This is a genomic window from Streptomyces sp. SBT349, assembly GCF_001083795.1.
In the GTDB taxonomy this organism is placed as follows: domain Bacteria; phylum Actinomycetota; class Actinomycetes; order Streptomycetales; family Streptomycetaceae; genus Streptomyces.
Genome location: NZ_LAVK01000006.1, coordinates 39152 through 55096 on the forward strand (window position 1 = coordinate 39152; position 15945 = coordinate 55096).

At 72.1% G+C, this 15945-nt stretch carries 13 protein-coding genes and 1 pseudogene; 3 read left to right on the forward strand and 11 right to left on the reverse strand.

What is annotated here, in order from left to right; genetic code table 11:
- Nucleotides 1–39: 39 nt before the first annotated feature.
- Nucleotides 40–870 carry a DUF2470 domain-containing protein gene (locus ADY01_RS01645; RefSeq protein WP_107081603.1) on the forward strand — a complete coding sequence of 277 codons (831 nt, stop codon included), beginning with the start codon at nucleotides 40–42 and terminating at the stop codon, nucleotides 868–870.
- 28 nt (nucleotides 871–898) lie between these two features.
- On the opposite strand, the gene ADY01_RS01650 is transcribed toward ADY01_RS01645, so the two are convergent.
- From ADY01_RS01650 to ADY01_RS01665, 4 genes are all read right to left on the reverse strand, one after another.
- Entirely contained in the window at nucleotides 899–2257 is a 1359-nt protein-coding gene (locus ADY01_RS01650; RefSeq protein ID WP_049564452.1) for a replication-associated recombination protein A, read from the reverse strand.
- Between the two features lie 51 nt (nucleotides 2258–2308).
- Nucleotides 2309–2950 carry a vitamin K epoxide reductase family protein gene (locus ADY01_RS01655; RefSeq protein WP_049564482.1) on the reverse strand — a complete coding sequence of 214 codons (642 nt, stop codon included), beginning with the start codon at nucleotides 2948–2950 and terminating at the stop codon, nucleotides 2309–2311.
- A 110-nt stretch (nucleotides 2951–3060) separates the two neighbouring features.
- On the reverse strand, nucleotides 3061–4323 hold the full coding sequence (hisS, locus tag ADY01_RS01660) for a histidine--tRNA ligase (protein WP_049564485.1): 1263 nt from the start codon (nucleotides 4321–4323) through the stop codon (nucleotides 3061–3063).
- Nucleotides 4324–4334: 11 nt separating this feature from the next.
- On the reverse strand, nucleotides 4335–5048 hold the full coding sequence (locus ADY01_RS01665; protein ID WP_049564454.1) for an MBL fold metallo-hydrolase: 714 nt from the start codon (nucleotides 5046–5048) through the stop codon (nucleotides 4335–4337).
- A gap of 130 nt (nucleotides 5049–5178) precedes the next feature.
- On the opposite strand from ADY01_RS01665, the gene ADY01_RS01670 reads away from it, so the two are divergent.
- Together ADY01_RS01670 and ADY01_RS01675 are read left to right on the forward strand one after the other, a co-directional pair.
- On the forward strand, nucleotides 5179–6039 hold the full coding sequence (locus ADY01_RS01670) for a peptidylprolyl isomerase (RefSeq protein ID WP_049564457.1): 861 nt from the start codon (nucleotides 5179–5181) through the stop codon (nucleotides 6037–6039).
- A gap of 186 nt (nucleotides 6040–6225) precedes the next feature.
- A complete protein-coding gene (locus ADY01_RS01675; protein ID WP_049564460.1) occupies nucleotides 6226–7455 on the forward strand; it encodes a DUF349 domain-containing protein in 1230 nt (409 codons plus the stop codon).
- Between the two features lie 93 nt (nucleotides 7456–7548).
- On the opposite strand, the gene ADY01_RS01680 is transcribed toward ADY01_RS01675, so the two are convergent.
- The 7 genes and pseudogenes from ADY01_RS01680 to ADY01_RS01710 all read right to left on the reverse strand — a co-directional run.
- The gene (locus tag ADY01_RS01680) at nucleotides 7549–10002 is read right to left on the reverse strand and encodes a RelA/SpoT family protein (RefSeq protein WP_049564462.1); all 2454 of its coding nucleotides are present in this window, start codon (nucleotides 10000–10002) and stop codon (nucleotides 7549–7551) included.
- 205 nt (nucleotides 10003–10207) lie between these two features.
- Nucleotides 10208–10768 (reverse strand): adenine phosphoribosyltransferase, encoded by a 561-nt coding sequence (locus tag ADY01_RS01685; RefSeq protein WP_049564464.1) that lies wholly within the window; start codon nucleotides 10766–10768, stop codon nucleotides 10208–10210.
- A complete protein-coding gene (secF, locus tag ADY01_RS01690; RefSeq protein WP_049564466.1) occupies nucleotides 10765–11955 on the reverse strand; it encodes a protein translocase subunit SecF in 1191 nt (396 codons plus the stop codon). Before secF ends, ADY01_RS01685 begins: the two co-directional genes overlap by 4 nt.
- Before the next feature lies 1 nt (nucleotide 11956).
- The gene (gene secD, locus ADY01_RS01695) at nucleotides 11957–13732 is read right to left on the reverse strand and encodes a protein translocase subunit SecD (RefSeq protein ID WP_049564487.1); all 1776 of its coding nucleotides are present in this window, start codon (nucleotides 13730–13732) and stop codon (nucleotides 11957–11959) included.
- A 215-nt stretch (nucleotides 13733–13947) separates the two neighbouring features.
- The gene (gene yajC, locus ADY01_RS01700; RefSeq protein ID WP_049564469.1) at nucleotides 13948–14406 is read right to left on the reverse strand and encodes a preprotein translocase subunit YajC; all 459 of its coding nucleotides are present in this window, start codon (nucleotides 14404–14406) and stop codon (nucleotides 13948–13950) included.
- A 173-nt stretch (nucleotides 14407–14579) separates the two neighbouring features.
- Nucleotides 14580–15644 carry a Holliday junction branch migration DNA helicase RuvB gene (ruvB, locus tag ADY01_RS01705; RefSeq protein ID WP_049564470.1) on the reverse strand — a complete coding sequence of 355 codons (1065 nt, stop codon included), beginning with the start codon at nucleotides 15642–15644 and terminating at the stop codon, nucleotides 14580–14582.
- Nucleotides 15645–15688: 44 nt separating this feature from the next.
- Nucleotides 15689–15945 (reverse strand): annotated as a pseudogene (locus ADY01_RS01710) (RuvA C-terminal domain-containing protein); the annotation flags it as partial.

Consider the following 15945-nt stretch of genomic DNA (forward strand, 5'->3'; position numbering starts at 1 on the left):
TGTAAGTTAGGTGAGGCTTACCTTATCTGAGGAGTGAGCATGACGCGATTCGGAGTCCCCGCGCCCGGTACCGAACACCAGACCCAGGCGGGCCCGCCGTGGACGGACGAGGACGCCCGGCAGCCGTCGGCCGCCGAGCGCGTGCGCACACTGGTCGAGTCCAACGCCTCGGCCACGCTGACGATTCCGCGCGCCGAGCCGGCCGACCCGGCGCCGAGCGTGCTGGAGTCCCGCGCCGTCTCCCCCGCGGGAGACGTGTTCCTGCTGGTCCCGGCCGTATCCCCGGCGGCCCGCGGAGCCGTCCACGCCCGGGACGACGAGGTGACCGCCGTGATCGAGATCACGGACATCGCCCCCGTCGCGGTCCCCCACCGCGTCAGGGGCCGCGGCTGGGTGGCCGGCTGGCTGACCCCCGCGACCGGCGACGCGCTGGCCACCGGGACGAGGCTCCTCGCCGGGCTCAACCCGCCGCCGGGGCCCGGCTGGTCGCTCCTGCGGCTGGAGGTCGGCGAGGCATTCATCGACGACCTGTGGGGCGCCTGCCATGTGGAGCCGGACACGTTCGCCGAGGCGGAGGCCGACCCGTTGGTCCGCTACGAGGCGGAGCTGCTCCAGCATCTGGCCGCCGCGCACGGCGCCCAACTCCGGTCGCTGTGCGCCCTGCTGAACGAGAGCGGCACCGACTGCGCCGCCGTGGGCGAACGGGCCACGAGCGTCACGCCGCTGGGCCTGGACCGCTTCGGGCTGCGGGTGCGCTTCCGCGTCGGGGAGGGATGCTTCGACGCGCGGTTCGAATTCCCCGAGCCCGTCCGGGACATCGCCCAGCTCCGCCGGGCGATGCGCCGCCTCTTCGAGGCAGCGGGCGCCTGATCCTCCGCGGGGGACCGGAGGATCAGCCTCAGGAGTCCTGCGCCCCGGAGAGACGGCGGCGGACCCGGTCCAGTATCTCCGTGTACCGGGCCTCGGCGCCGTGCCCGGTCGGGCGGTAGTACCGCTTGCCGTGCACCGCGTCGGGCGCGTACTGCTGGGCCGCGATGCCGCCCGGCAGGTCGTGCGGATACCGGTACCCCTGACCGTGGCCCAGCTTCTCGGCCCCCTTGTAGTGGCTGTCCCGCAGATGCCGGGGCACCGGCCCGGCGAGACCGGCCCGGACATCGCCCTGCGCCTCGCCGATCGCGACCACCGCGGCGTTCGACTTGGGGGCGAGCGCCAGCGCGATGGTCGCGTGGCCCAGGGTGATGGCCGCCTCGGGGAAGCCGATCATGGCCACCGCCTGCGCCGCCGCCACCGCGGTCGGCAGCGCCGTCGGGTCGGCCAGGCCGATGTCCTCGCTCGCCGAGATCATCAGCCGCCTCGCGATGAAGCGCGGGTCCTCCCCCGCCTCCACCATGCGCGCCAGATAGTGCAGCGCCGCGTCCACGTCCGAGCCCCTGATGGACTTGATGAACGCGCTGGCCACGTCGTAATGCTGATCGCCGTCCCGGTCGTAGCGCACGGCCGCCCGGTCCACGGCCTCCTCCAGGGTGGCGAGGCCGATCTCGCTCTCCCCCTTGGACAGGGCGGCGCCCGCCCCCGCCTCCAGCGCCGTCAGCGCCCGGCGCGCGTCGCCGCCCGCGATCCGCAGCAGGTGCCCCTCGGTGTCCTCGGGCAGCGTGACCGCCGCCGCGAGGCCGCGCTCGTCGGCGACCGCGCGGCGCAGCAGCGCCCGCAGGTCCTCCTCGTCCAGCGGCTCCAGGGTCAGCAGCAGGGAACGGGACAGCAGCGGGGAGATCACGGAGAAGTGCGGGTTCTCCGTGGTGGCGGCGATCAGGGTCACCCACCGGTTCTCCACGGCGGGCAGCAGCGAGTCCTGCTGCGCCTTGCTGAAGCGGTGGATCTCGTCCAGGAACAGGACGGTGTCCTTGCCGTACGCCCCCGAGGAGCGACGGGCCCCGTCGATGACGGCCCGCACCTCCTTCACCCCCGCGGTGATGGCCGAGAGCTCCACGAAACGCTTGTCGGTGGCCTGGCTGACGACATACGCCAGCGTCGTCTTGCCCGTGCCCGGCGGGCCCCACAGGATCACCGAGGACGGACCGGCCGGGCCGCCGCCGCCCTCGCCCACCAGCCGCCGCAGAGGGGACCCGGGGCGCAGCACATGCCGCTGCCCCACGACCTCGTCCAGGGTGCGCGGGCGCATCCGCACGGCCAGCGGCCGGGCGGTCGGCTCCTTCTCCGCGCGGTCCTCGGCGGCGGCGGTGAACAGATCGAACTCCACGTCACCGACCCTAAGCCACGGCGCTGACACTCCCCCCGGCCGGACGCCGGGTCAGCCGGTCCAGAAGTCCCACCAGCGGGTCAGGATCAGCATGCCGATGATGCCGATGTGCACCGCGGGGATCAGCCAGTGGAACTCCTCGAACGCCCGCCGGACACCCGCAGGAGCGGGGAGGAAGCCGTGCCGGACGTTGTGCAGCGTCGTGTACCAGAACATGACGATGGTGGCGACCCAGGCCAGGCAGCACCACAGGCACAGCGCGCTGATCTCGTACAGCGACTGGTACTGGAGCCAGGTGCAAAAGCCCACCCCGAAGAGGGTGCCCGCCTCCAGGCCGAGCCAGAACCACCGCCGGTGGCGGGCCCCGGCGAGCAGGCCCATCCCGATGGCGATCACCATCCCGTAGGTGACCAGGCCGAGCATGGGGTTCGGGAAGCCGAACGCCTCGGCCTGGTCGCTCTCCATGATGTTGCCGCAGGAGACCACCGGGTTGAGGCTGCACGCCGGGGAGAAGTCCGGGTCCTCCAGCAGATGGAACTTGTCCAGCGTGATGACCCAGGCCGCGAGCAGCCCGGCGAGGCCGGTGATCACCAGTGTCAGCGCGTAGGCGCGCCCCGCGCCCACGCCGCCCCGCCGCTCGCCCTCGTCCGCCGGCTCGTCCGCGTGGACCGCGTCCACCGCCGCTGCTGTCATCTCGCCCATCCCTTACGCCCGGATTCGGCCCACCATTCTGTACCAGTGACACAACGCTCACACGCCGCTGATGTCAACCGGGCAAAGGTCCCGGACCTGGGACGTCGCGCTCAGCCGAGCCGACCGCGCAGGTCCTCGACGGCGTCCGCCAGTGCCACCGGGGCCTGCTCGCCGCTGTCCAGGTCCTTGACCTGGACGACGCCCTCGGCCAGGTCCCGGTCCCCGGCCACCAGGGCGTACCGGGCGCCGCTGCGGTTGGCCGCCTTCATCGCCGCCTTCATCCCCCGCCCGCCGTAGGCGAAGTCGGCCCGCACCCCGACCCGGCGCAGCCCGGTGACCACGGCGAACAGCGCGCGGCGGGCCTCCTCGCCCAGCGGAACGGCGAACACGTCGGTGGCCGACGGCAGGCCGGGGGCGATGCCCTCGGCACGCAGCGCCAGCACCGTGCGGTCGACGCCGAGCGCCCAGCCGACCGAGGGCAGCCGCGGGCCGCCGATCATCTCGGAGAGCCCGTCGTACCGTCCGCCTCCGCCGACCGCGGACTGGGAGCCCAGGCCGTCGTGCACGAATTCGAACGTGGTGCGGGTGTAGTAGTCCAGGCCCCGCACGAGGCGGTCGTCGTCCGTGAAGGCGACCCCGGCCTCGGAGAGCAGGTCCCGCACGCCCTCGTGGTAGGTCTTGCACCCCTCGCACAGGTGATCACGCATCAACGGGGCGTCGGCGAGCTGACGCCGCACGCTCTCCCGCTTGTCGTCGAGGACCCGCAGCGGGTTGATCTCGATGCGGGCGCGGGTCTCCTCGTCGAGGTCGAGGCCGCGCAGGAACTCCTGGAGCGCGGCCCGGTACACCGGGCGGCACTCGGCGTCGCCGAGGGAGTTGAGCAGGAGCCGGACGCCGGTGAGGCCCAGCGAGCGGTGGGCCTCGGTGGCCAGGATGATCAGCTCGGCGTCGAGCGCCGGGTCCTCCGCGCCGATCGCCTCGGCGCCGACCTGCGAGAAGTGCCGGTAGCGGCCGGCCTGGGGCCGTTCGTACCGGTAGTAGGTGCCCGAGTACCAGAGCTTGACCGGGAGGTTCCCGGCGCGGTGCAGGCTGGCCTGGAGGGCGGCGCGCAGCACGGAGGCGGTGCCCTCGGGGCGCAGCGCCAGGTGGGTCCCGCCCTTGGTGGTGAGGGTGTACATCTCCTTGGAGACGATGTCGGTGGACTCGCCGACGCCGCGGGAGAAGAGCTCGACGTGCTCGAAGCCCGGGGTCTCGACATAGCCGTAGCCGGCGCCCCGCAGCGGCGCTGCGAGGGCGTCGCGGACCGCGAGGAAGACGCCGGAGTCCGGCGGGATCAGGTCGTACGTGCCCTTGGGGGCGGAGAAGCTGCTCACGTGGGGATTCTTCACATTCCTGGTCGCGGTGGGGCGGCCTCGGCAGCCCCGCGGCCGGCGGCCAGCTCCCGCAGGAACGGGTTGGTGGCGCGCTCGTTGCCGATGGTCGTCTGCGGACCGTGCCCGGAGAGCACCACGGTCGAGTCACTGAGCGGCAGGCAGACACGGGCCAGCGAGCGCAGGATCTCGGCGTGATCGCCGCCGGGCAGATCAGTGCGTCCGATGGAGCCGGCGAACAGCAGGTCGCCCGAGAACAGCACCGGCGGGATGTCCGCCTGCTCGGGCACCCTGAAGGTCACCGACCCCTTGGTATGGCCGGGGGCGTGCGCGACGGTGAGCGTGAGCCCGGCGAGTTCGAGCTCGGACGCGTCGGTCAGCTCGCGCAGGTCGTCCGGCTCCCCCACGGTCAGCTCGCCCAGCAGCGTCTGGCCGACGCGGACGCCGAGCGCCTTCTCCGGGTCGGTGAGCATGTACCGGTCCGACGGGTGGATCCAGGCCGGCACGTCGTGGGCCCCGCAGACCGGCAGGACCGAGGCGACGTGATCGAGGTGGCCGTGGGTGAGGATGACGGCGACCGGCTTGAGCCGGTGCTTGGCGATGGTCTCCTCCACGCCGGGCGCGGCCCGGTGGCCCGGGTCGATGATCACGCACTCCTCGCCTGCGGCGGGTGCGACCAGATAGCAGTTGGTCCCCCACGCCCCGGCGGGGAAGCCAGCGATGAGCACGGTGGTCCTTCGGTCGTGGTGGGCGGCTGCCTGGCCAGAGCCTACCGGCGACGGCGCGAGAGGGGCGAACCCGTATACGGTGACGCCACGGGCGCAGTTGAAGAGTCCCCCAGAGACAAGGGAGAGCGCGGTGGTCAGCAAGGAGCAGCGGCGCAAGCAGCTCGCGCGGGCGAAGTTCGAACGGCAGCAGGAGCGGAGGGTGGGCCGGCAGCACCGGGGCCGCCGGCGCCGGATCCTCCTGGCCGTCGCCCTCGTCCTGCTCGTGGCCGGCGGGGCGACCGCACTCGTGGTGGTCAACCGGGACGACGACCAGGCCGACCAGGCCCAGGACGCCGAGCCCAGCGCGGAGCCGAGCGCCGAGCCGAGCACGCCTCCGGAGGACCCGTGCGGGGAGCCCGAGGAGGGCGAGCCGTCGACGGCCACCTGGGAGGAGGAGCCGGAGATGACGGTGGACACCGCGAGCGACTACGTGATGCGACTGGCCACCACCTGCGGTGACATCGAGATCACGATGGACGCGGAGGCGACTCCCCGGACGGTGAACTCGTTCAACTTCCTCGCGGGCGAGGGCTACTTCGACCACTCCCGCTGCCACCGGCTGGTGCCGGAGGGGATCTTCGTCCTCCAGTGCGGCGACCCGCAGGGCACCGGGCAGGGCGGCCCCGGCTACACCATCCCCGACGAGAACCTGGACGACCCCGACCTGGCCGAGGGCGTCTACCCGGCCGGCACGGTCGCGATGGCCAACCAGTACAACCCGTCGGACGACAGCGGCCGGGACAGCGGTGGCAGCCAGTACTTCCTGGTGTACCAGGACAGCCAGCTCCCGCCCGACTACACGCCCTTCGGAACGGTGACCGCGGGTCTGGACGTACTGGAGATGATCGCCCAGGCTGGTGCGACTCCGCCCGACCCGACGAGCGGCACCACGGCACCCAATGCCACGGTGGTGATCAACGAGGCGACCGTGGAACCCGTTCCGGCCGCGTGAGCCCCGTTCACCGGTAATTTCCGCGATGCAAGGTGCGGACAGCCGGGCGCGGTGTCGCCTATGTTGGCGTTGTGCAGGGTGCCTGCGCCGGTCGGGCGGGAGAAGAAAGCCGGTTGGACCGGACGAGAACTGTGGACGGTGCCGGGGGCGTCACGCCCTGTCGTGCGCATCAAACGAGGAGGCGCTGTGAGCAGCGAGCCGTGGGGCCGCGTCGACGAGACGGGGACCGTGTACGTGCGGACGGCGGACGGCGAGAAGGTCGTCGGCTCGTGGCAGGCGGGTTCTCCCGAGGAGGCCCTCGCCTATTTCGAGCGCAAGTACGAGGGCATGGTGGTCGAGGTCGACCTCCTGGAGCGCCGCGTACGGACGACCGACCTGTCGGCCAAGGACGCCATGACGGCCATCGGTCACCTGCGGGAGCAGGTGGACGCCGGTCACGCCGTCGGTGACCTCGCCACGCTCTCACGACGCCTCGACGAACTCGTCACCACGGTCGGCGCCCGCCGCGAGGAGCGGAAGGCGGCCAAGGCCAAGCAGTCCGAGGAGGCCAGGGGTGCCAAGGAGGCCCTGGTCGCCGAGGCCGAGGAGCTGGCCGCCAGCGAGCAGTGGCGGGTGGCGGGCGAGCGGCTCCGTGCCCTGGTCGACACCTGGAAGGGCCTGCCCCGGCTCGACAGGAAGACCGACGACGAGCTCTGGCACCGGTTCTCACAGGCCCGTTCGGCGTTCTCCAAGCGCCGCAAGTCGCACTTCGCGGCGCTCGACTCGCAGCGCGAGGAGACGCGGCGGCGCAAGGAGAAGCTGATCGCCGAGGCGGAGGCGCTCGCGGAGTCCACGGACTGGGGGCCGACGGCCGCGAGGTACCGGGACCTGATGCGCGACTGGAAGGCGGCGGGCCGGGCGCACCGGGACGCCGAGGAGGACCTGTGGACCCGGTTCCGGGCCGCGCAGGACGTCTTCTTCCAGGCCCGCGGGTCCGCGTTCTCCGAGCGGGACTCCGAGCAGCGCGACAACCTGGCGCGCAAGGAACAGCTCGCGGCCGAGGCCGAGAAGCTGCTGCCGATCACCGACCTGCGGACGGCCCGCGCCACGCTGCGCTCGATCGGCGAGCGGTGGGAGGCCATCGGTCACGTGCCGCGGGACGCCAGGGCCGGGATCGAGGGCCGCATGCACGCGGTCGAACGGGCCGTGGCGGAGGCCGAGGAGATCGAGTGGCGGCGGACCAACCCGGAGGCCAGGGCGCGGGCCGCGGGGCTGACCGGCCAGCTCCAGGACGCGGTCGACCGGCTGCGTGAGCAGGCGGAGCGGGCGCGGGCCCAGGGGAACGCGGCCAAGGCGCAGAAGCTGGAACAGGAGCTGGCCGGGCGGCAGGCGCTGCTCGACCAGGCGCTCAAGGGGCTCCAGGAGTTCGGCGGCTGAGCCCGCTCCCGCCCGCGGCGGGGAGACGCGAGAGGCGGCGGGGAGACCGGATCCGGTCTCCCCGCCGCCTCTCGTGCGCGGCCTCTCGTGCGCTTAGGGGCGGCGCGGCGAGGTCACGCGGTAGACGTCGTAGACGCCCTCGACGCCGCGCACCGCCTTCAGCACATGGCCCAGGTGCTTGGGATCGCCCATCTCGAAGGTGAAACGGGAGGTGGCCACCCGGTCCCGCGAGGTCTGGACGGCCGCGGAGAGGATGTTCACATGCTGGTCGGACAGGACGCGGGTGACGTCCGAGAGGAGCCGTGAGCGGTCGAGGGCCTCGACCTGGATCGCCACCAGGAAGACCGAGGACTGGGTGGGGGCCCACTCGACGTCGTGGATGCGCTCGGGCTCCCGCGAGAGGGAGTCCACGTTCAGGCAGTCGGCGCGGTGCACGGAGACCCCGTTGCCCCGGGTGACGAACCCGATGATCGGGTCCCCCGGCACCGGCGTGCAGCAGCGGGCCACCTTGACCCAGACGTCGTCCACGCCCTTGACGACCACCCCCGGATCCGCGGTCGCGCGCCGCTTGGCGCGGGTCGGGACCGGAGGCGCCGCCTCGGAGATGTCCTCGTTGGCCGCCTCCTCGCCGCCCACCGCCTGGACGAGCTTCTGCACGACACTCTGCGCCGAGACATGGCCCTCCCCGATGGCGGCGTAGAGCGAGGAGATGTCCGGGTACCGCATCTCGTGCGCCAGCGTGACCAGCGCGTCCCCGCTGAGCACATGCTGGATCGGCAGGTTCTGCTTGCGCACGGCGCGGGCGATGAGGTCCTTGCCCTGCTCGATCGCCTCGTCCCTGCGCTCCTTGGAGAACCAGCCGCGGATCTTGTTCCTGGCGCGGGGGGACTTGACGAAGCCGAGCCAGTCCCGGGAGGGGCCCGCGCTGTCGGCCTTGGAGGTGAAGATCTCCACCGTGTCGCCGTTGTCCAGCGTCGACTCCAGCGGCACCAGACGGCCGTTGACCTTGGCCCCTATGGTCCGGTGGCCGACCTCCGTGTGCACGGCGTAGGCGAAGTCCACGGGGGTGGCGCCGGCCGGAAGCGCGATCACGTCGCCCTTCGGCGTGAAGACGAACACCTCGTTGCGCGACAGGTCGAAGCGGAGCGACTCCAGGAACTCCCCCGGATCTTCGGTCTCCTTCTGCCAGTCGAGCAGTTGCCGCAGCCAGGCCATGTCGTCCACGGTGGACCGGCTGCCCCTGCGCTCCCCCTTCCTGGGCGCGTCGGAACGCACCTTGGAGGAGCCCGCGACCGCCTGCTGCTTGTACTTCCAGTGCGCGGCGATGCCGAACTCCGCGCGCCTGTGCATGTCGAAGGTGCGGATCTGGAGCTCCACGGGCTTGCCGCCCGGCCCTATCACCGTCGTGTGGAGCGACTGGTACATGTTGAACTTGGGCATCGCGATGTAGTCCTTGAACCGCCCGGGCACCGGGTTCCACCGGGCGTGAACGGTGCCGAGCGCCGCGTAGCAGTCGCGGACGGTGTCGACCAGGACGCGGATGCCCACCAGGTCGTAGATCTCGGCGAAGTCGCGGCCCCGCACGATCATCTTCTGGTAGACGCTGTAGTAGTGCTTGGGGCGGCCGGTGACCGCGGCCTTGATCCTGGCGCCGCGCAGGTCGGACTGCACCTCGTCGATCACGGTGGCCAGGTACTCGTCGCGCTTGGGCGCCCGCTCGGCCACCAGCCGCACGATCTCGTCGTACATCTTGGGGTAGAGGATGGCGAAGGCCAGGTCCTCCAGCTCCCACTTGATCGTGTTCATCCCGAGCCGGTGGGCCAGCGGCGCGTAGATCTCCAGCGTCTCGCGGGCCTTCTGCTCCTGCTTCTCGCGCTTGAGGAAGCGCATCGTCCGCATGTTGTGCAGGCGGTCCGCGAGCTTGATGACCAGGACCCGCGGGTCCTTGGCCATGGCCACCACCATCTTGCGGACGGTCTCGGCCTGGGCGGCCTCGCCGAACTTGACCTTGTCCAGCTTGGTGACGCCGTCCACCAGCTGGGCGACCTGGTCGCCGAAGTCGCGGCGGAGGGTGTCCAGGCCGTATTCGGTGTCCTCGACGGTGTCGTGCAGCAGCCCGGCCATCAGGGTCGCCGGGTCCATGCCCAGCTCGGCCAGGATGGTGGTCACGGCCAGGGGGTGCGTGATGTACGGGTCGCCGCTCTTGCGCTTCTGGCCGCGGTGCCAGCGTTCGGCGACCTGGAAGGCGCGCTCGATGCGGCGGAGCACCGCGGTGTCGGCCTTGGGGTCGTTGGCCCTGACGACCCGCAGCAGCGGTTCGAGGACCGGGTTGTACGGGGTGGAGCGCTGGACGCCGAGCCGGGCGAGGCGGGCCCGCACCCGGTTCGAGGAGCCGGATCGGCCGGAGACACCGGAGACGGCCGGGGCCGGCTGCGCCCCCGCCGGTGCCTGGGCACGGCTCTCCTGCCCGTCCCGCCAGGCGAGGGCGGCGGACGGCTTGGAGCTCTTCCGCTGGGCTGAGGTGAGCGGCTGGGCGTCGTCAGGCAAGAGCACTCCTTCTCGGGCCCTTCCCCGCCGCGGACAGCGGAGAAAGGGAGCGGTCCTCCGGGCCGCGAGCGGCCTGAGGAGAGTCCGGCCGGAATTGATCGGACTGCCATGGTAACGAGCCCAGGCGGAACGCACGCGCGTAAGCCCGCGTACGCCCCCGGGCCCCCGCCGCGTGGCGGGGGCCCGGGGGCGTACGCGGGCGTTCTCAGAGGGTGATCAGCACCTGGTAGGGGGCGCCGTCGAGCACGGGGAGCACCCGGTCACGGCCGGAAAGAAAACCCAGCTCCATCAGGACGGCCAGTCCGGCGACCTGGGCGCCGGAACGCCGGATCAGCCGCAGGGCGGCCTCCGCGGTGCCTCCGGTGGCCAGCACGTCGTCCACGACCAGCACCCGGTCCGTGCCGGAGAGGTCCTCGGCGTGGATCTCGATCTCCGCGCTGCCGTACTCCAGGTCGTACGTCTGGGAGAGGGTCGCCCCCGGCAGCTTGCCGACCTTGCGGACCGGGACGAAGCCCAGGCCCGCGCGGACGGCGACGGGGGCGCCGAGGATGAAGCCCCTGGCCTCCAGGCCCACCACCTTGGTGGCCCCCTGCGCCACGGCGAACTCGGCCAGTGCCTCGGTCAGCGCCGTGAGCGCCTCGGGGTCGGCCAGCAGCGGGGTGATGTCCTTGAAGACGATGCCGGGCTTGGGGTAGTCCCGCACATCCCGGATCCTGTCGCGGAGCAGGCTCGCGACCTCCTCGGGCGTGCGCGCCGGCGCGGTCACCGGCGCTTCCCCGAGGGGCGGCCCCTGCCCCGCCCGCGCGAGGCCGGCTGGCGGCGCGGTCCGCGGGAGACCGAGGCCCCGGCCGCGGCCACGGGCCGCCTGCCCTCGTCCTCGGGCTCGGGGTCGTCCTCCAGGCCCGGCGTCCCGTCCTCCGCCTCGTCCGTCACCTCGTCCTCGTCCTCGTCGAAGTCGGCGTCGGGACCGCCGCCGTTCTCCTGGCGCTTGGCACGCCGGGAGAGGATCTTGCGGTCCTGGGCGCGGATCCTCGGCTCGCGCTTCTTGAAGTCGGCGACGAGCGGGGTGGCGATCATGATCGAGGAGTACGCGCCCGCGGTCAGGCCGACGAACAGCGAGAGGGCGATGTCGTTGAGCATCCCGCCGCCCAGCAGGCCGCCGCCGATGAACAGCAGCGCGCCGACCGGCAGCAGCGCCACCACCGAGGTGTTGATCGACCGGACCAGCGTGCCGTTGAGGCTGCGGTTGGCCAGCTCGCTGTAAGTGAACCGCGTCTGCTTCGTGAAGTTCTTCGTGGTCTCCTTGAGGCCGTCGAAGACCACCACGGTGTCGTAGAGCGAGTAACCGAGGATCGTCAGCAGGCCGATCACCGTGCCGGGCGTCACCTCGAAGCCGACGACCGCGTAGACCCCGACGGTGATCGTCAGGTCGTGGATCAGCGCGATCAGCGCGGCCAGCGCCATGCGCCACTCGAAGGCGATGGCCAGGTAGATCACGACGAGGACCAGGAAGATCGCCAGGCCCTGCCACGCCTGGTTGGCGATCTGGGAGCCCCAACTCGGGCCGATCAGCTCGGCGTTGAGGTCCTCGGTCTCGACGCCGAGCTCGTCGGCGAGTGCGGCGCGGGTCACGTTCGACTGCTCCGTGTCCAGGCCGCTGACCTGGATCCGCATGGACCCGTCGTCGCCGAGCGTCTGGACCAGCGCCGGGCTGTCCGAGGCCTCCTCGGCCACCTCGCGGGCCTTCTCGACGGAGACGTCCGTGGCCGAGGTGGTGAAGACGGCGCCGCCCTCGAACTCGACGCCCATGTGCAGGCCCCGGATCCCGAGGCCGGCGAAGGCCAGGATGGTGATCAGGATCGAGACGGCGTACCAGATCTTCCGCTTGGCGACGAAGTCGACGCCGATCTCTCCGCGGTAGAGCTTGGCGCCGAGATCGCCGAGCCGCGACATCTCACGCCTCCTTCGGGTCGCTGGGAACGGGTGCCGGGCGCCGGGCGCGCAGAAGTGGCCTGACCCCCAGCCGCTTGGGATCGAGTCCGGACCAGGGGTGCCCGCTGGAGAAGAACCTCCTGCGGGCGAGCAGGGTCATCAGCGGCTTGGTGAACAGGAACACGACCACCACGTCCAGGGCCGTCGTCAGGCCCAGGGTGAACGCGAAGCCCTGCACCTTGCCGACGGTCACCACGAAGAGGACCGCGGCGGCGAGGAACGACACGAAGTCCGACACCAGGATGGTGCGCCGGGCGCGCGGCCAGCCCCGCTCGACCGCGGGGCGCAGGCTGCGGCCCTCCCTGACCTCGTCCCTGATGCGTTCGAAGTAGACGATGAACGAGTCCGCCGTGATGCCGATGGCGACGATCGCGCCACAGACGGCCGGCAGGTTGAGCGCGAAGCCGATCGCCGGGCCGAGGAGCGCCATCAGCGTGTACGTCAGCGCCGCCGAGACGATCAGGCTGGCGATGGCGATCAGCGCGAGGCCGCGGTAGTAGACCAGCATGTAGGCGACGACCAGGAAGAGGCCGATGCCGCCCGCGATCAGTCCCGCGCGCAGCTGCTCGCCGCCCAGGGTCGGGGAGACGGTGGAGACGCTGGCCTCCTCGAAGGTCAGCGGGAGGGCGCCGTACTGGAGGATGTTGGCCAGGTCCTCGGCCGACTCCTGCGTGAAGCCACCGGAGATCTCGGCGCTGCCGCCGCCGAGCCGCTCGGAGACGGAGGGGGCGGAGACCGTCTCGCCGTCCAGCACGATCGCGAAGCGGTTCTGCGGGTCGGCCTGCATGGCCAGCTCGGCGGTGATGTCGGCGAACTTGTCGGCGCCCGCGTTGTTGAAGTCCATCTGAACGATCCAGCCCTGACCGCGCTGGGTGTCGTAGACGGCGTCGGCGCCGCTGACGTCCCGGCCGGGGACGGCCACGGGGCCGAGGGCGTACTTGGTGGTGCCGTCGGCGTCGCAGGCCACCACGGGCTCGTCGTCCTTGGCCTGGGCGGCGGCCCCGCTGGCCTCGAGGCGGCCGGCCTCGGTGGTGCAGTCGAGCGCGTCGAGCTGGGCCTGCGGGTCGGTGGCCGCGCCCTCGTCCGCCGCGCCCTCCTCCTCGCTCGGCGCCTCGCTCTCACCGTCCGTGGGCTGGTCCGTGGGCTCGTCCGTGGACTCCTGGGTGCGGTACGAGGCGGGGCTCACGGTGTTCGCCGAGGACGACCCGGAGCCCGGGGTGCCGAGGCCCTGGTTCTCCGTGTCGGGGGACTCGTCGGTGGGCTCGTCCGTCGGCTCGTCCGTCGGCTCGTCCGTCGGCTCGTCCGTCGGCTCGTCGGCGGGCGCGTCGCTCTCACCGTCGGTGGGCTCGTCGGCCGGGGCGTCGCTCTCGCCGTCCGTCGGCTCGTCGGTGGGCTCCTCCGCCGGCTGGTCGCCCTCCTCGACGGGGGCCGCGGACGTCATCGTCAGCACCGGCCGGAAGCCGAGCTCGGCCGTGGTGCCGACCTGCTCCCTGGCCTGTTCCTCGTTGGTGCCCTTGGGGATGTTGACGATGATGTTGCGGTCGCCCTGCGTCTGGACCTCGGCCTCGGAGACGCCCAGGCCGTTGACCCGGCGCTCGATGATGTTGACGGCGGTGTTGAGGTTCGTCGAGTTGATCGCGTCCTCGTTGCCCTCCTCCGCCACGGCCGAGAGCGTGATACTGGTGCCGCCGGCGAGGTCGATTCCCAGGCGGGGAGTGGTGTGCCCGGAGACGAACATCCCCCCGGTCAGCGCGACCACGATCAGCGAAATCAGCACCAGGGCCCGTCCGGGCTTCCCCTGCGCGCCCCGGGACCTTGAATCCCTCTTCGATGAGGACCTGAGGTCCTTCTTCGGTGTCGCCACCTTCTCGTCTCTCTCTGTCCAGCGGTCCGCGGCCGATGACCGCCGCGCGGCTCAGCGGAATGACTGACGGACGGCCGATGCCGTCACCTTCAGGACTGCGACCCCTTGCGGCCGTCCTCGTCCGTGGTGTCCTGCGGCTCCTGCCGGTCGCCGTCCACGGCGTCCGGCTTGCCCAGCTCCACGCGGTCCCCGTCGCCCTCGGTCAGGGAGGAGGCGTCGTCGGGGACAACGGTGTCCTCGTCGTCCTCGGCGTCGTCCGAGTGCGTGTCCCCGTTGATGATCCGCTCGTACTCGTCGGCATCGAGCACGGCGCCGATCGCGTTCTTCGCGTACACCGCGTGCACACCAGGGGCGACCTCAAGGAGGACCGTGTCGTCACGGACCTCCTTGACCTCGGCGTACATGCCGCCGATGGTCCGCACGCCGGAGCCCGGCTCCATCGAGTCCCGCAACTGCGAGGCCTGACGCTGCCGGTTTTTGGCAGATCGCGTCATCAGGAACATGACGCCGATGAGCAGAATGAAGGGGAAGAGAAACGCGATGTCCACGGCGGAGGGATTTCCTTTGTTCGGCTGCTGACGCGGCCTGGTGTATGGGGGGCGGGCATGCCGGTCCTGAGGGGGTCGGCAACGGCGGAGTCTAAGCGAGGCCGCGCCTGGGGAACAACGCTCAGGATGCTATCGGAGTTCCATACGGGGAAAATCCGGGAGGTGGATCAGCCTCACGTCCCGAACAATCCCTCTTGTCCGCCGCCGTTCGCCTGCCGCGGGGGCTCCAGGCCGAGGTGGCGCCAGGCCGCCGGGGTGGCCACCCTGCCCCGGGGGGTGCGGGCCAGCAGGCCCTCCCTGACCAAGAACGGCTCGGCGACCTCTTCCACGGTCTCGCGCTCCTCGCCCACGGCGACGGAGAGCGTGGACAGGCCGACCGGCCCGCCGCCGAAGAGGCTCAGCAACGCGTGCAGGACCGCGCGGTCCAGCCGGTCGAGACCCCGGTCGTCCACCTCGTAGACCGCCAGGGCGCGGGTCGCGGCCTCCCGCGTGATCACACCGTCCGCCCGCACCTGGGCGTAGTCCCTGACCCGGCGCAGCAGGCGGTTGGCGATGCGGGGGGTCCCCCGCGACCGGCCGGCGATCTCGGCGGCGCCGTCCTCGGTCACCTCGACCGCGAGCAGGCGGGCCGAGCGGTGCACGACCCGCACCAGATCGGCCGGCTCGTAGAACTCCATGTGCCCGGTGAAACCGAAGCGGTCGCGCAGCGGGGGCGGCAGCAGGCCGGCCCTGGTGGTCGCCCCGACCAGCGTGAACGGCGGGAGTTCGAGCGGAATGGCGGTGGCCCCCGGGCCTTTGCCCACGATGACGTCGACCCGGAAGTCCTCCATCGCCATGTACAGCATTTCCTCGGCGGGGCGCGACATCCGGTGGATCTCGTCCAGAAAGAGGACCTCGCCCTCGGTGAGCGAGGAGAGGATCGCGGCCAGGTCGCCCGCGTGCTGGATGGCAGGTCCCGAGCTGATGCGGATCGGGGCGCCCATCTCGGCCGCGATGATCAGGGAGAGGGTGGTCTTGCCGAGCCCGGGAGCGCCGGAGAGCAGCACGTGGTCGGCCGTGGAGCCGCGGGCGCGGGCGGCGCGGAGCACGAGGTCGAGCTGCTCGCGGACGCGGGTCTGGCCGATGAACTCCCCGAAGTCCTTGGGGCGCAGCGCCGCCTCGACCGCCGCGTCCTCGCGGTCCGCGTCGGATCCGACGAGGCGCTCCCCGACGTCCCCTCCCTGCTCGTCCCAGCTCATGGTGTTCGCCTTCCGGCCCGTGCCGTCCCGCTGATCACGGCGGCCTACCTGGTGCGGTTGAGGGTCTGCAGTGCGGCGCGCAGCAGGCGCGACACGGCGGGTGTGGCGCCTTGCGCCTCCTCGGCCTCGGCCTGGGGCGTGACCGCGGCGACCGCGCCGTCGGCCTCGCGGGGCGCGTATCCGAGGCCGATGAGGGCGGCGTGGAGCTGGTCGCGCCAGCCCAGGGGGCCGGCCGCGGCGGGGGGGGGGGGGGGCAGGGCGGGGGGGGGGGCGGGGGGGGGAAGGGCGGGCAAGACCGGGG

Bases quoted from the DNA above. Each gene is read 5' to 3' on its own strand.
- ADY01_RS01645 (WP_107081603.1), top strand. From the start codon at position 40: ATGACGCGATTCGGAGTCCCCGCGCCCGGTACCGAACACCAGACCCAG.
- ADY01_RS01655 (WP_049564482.1), bottom strand. From the start codon at position 2,950: ATGACAGCAGCGGCGGTGGACGCGGTCCACGCGGACGAGCCGGCGGAC.
- secF (WP_049564466.1), bottom strand. From the start codon at position 11,955: ATGTCGCGGCTCGGCGATCTCGGCGCCAAGCTCTACCGCGGAGAGATC.
- secD (WP_049564487.1), bottom strand. From the start codon at position 13,732: ATGTTCGTCTCCGGGCACACCACTCCCCGCCTGGGAATCGACCTCGCC.
- ruvB (WP_049564470.1), bottom strand. From the start codon at position 15,644: ATGAGCTGGGACGAGCAGGGAGGGGACGTCGGGGAGCGCCTCGTCGGA.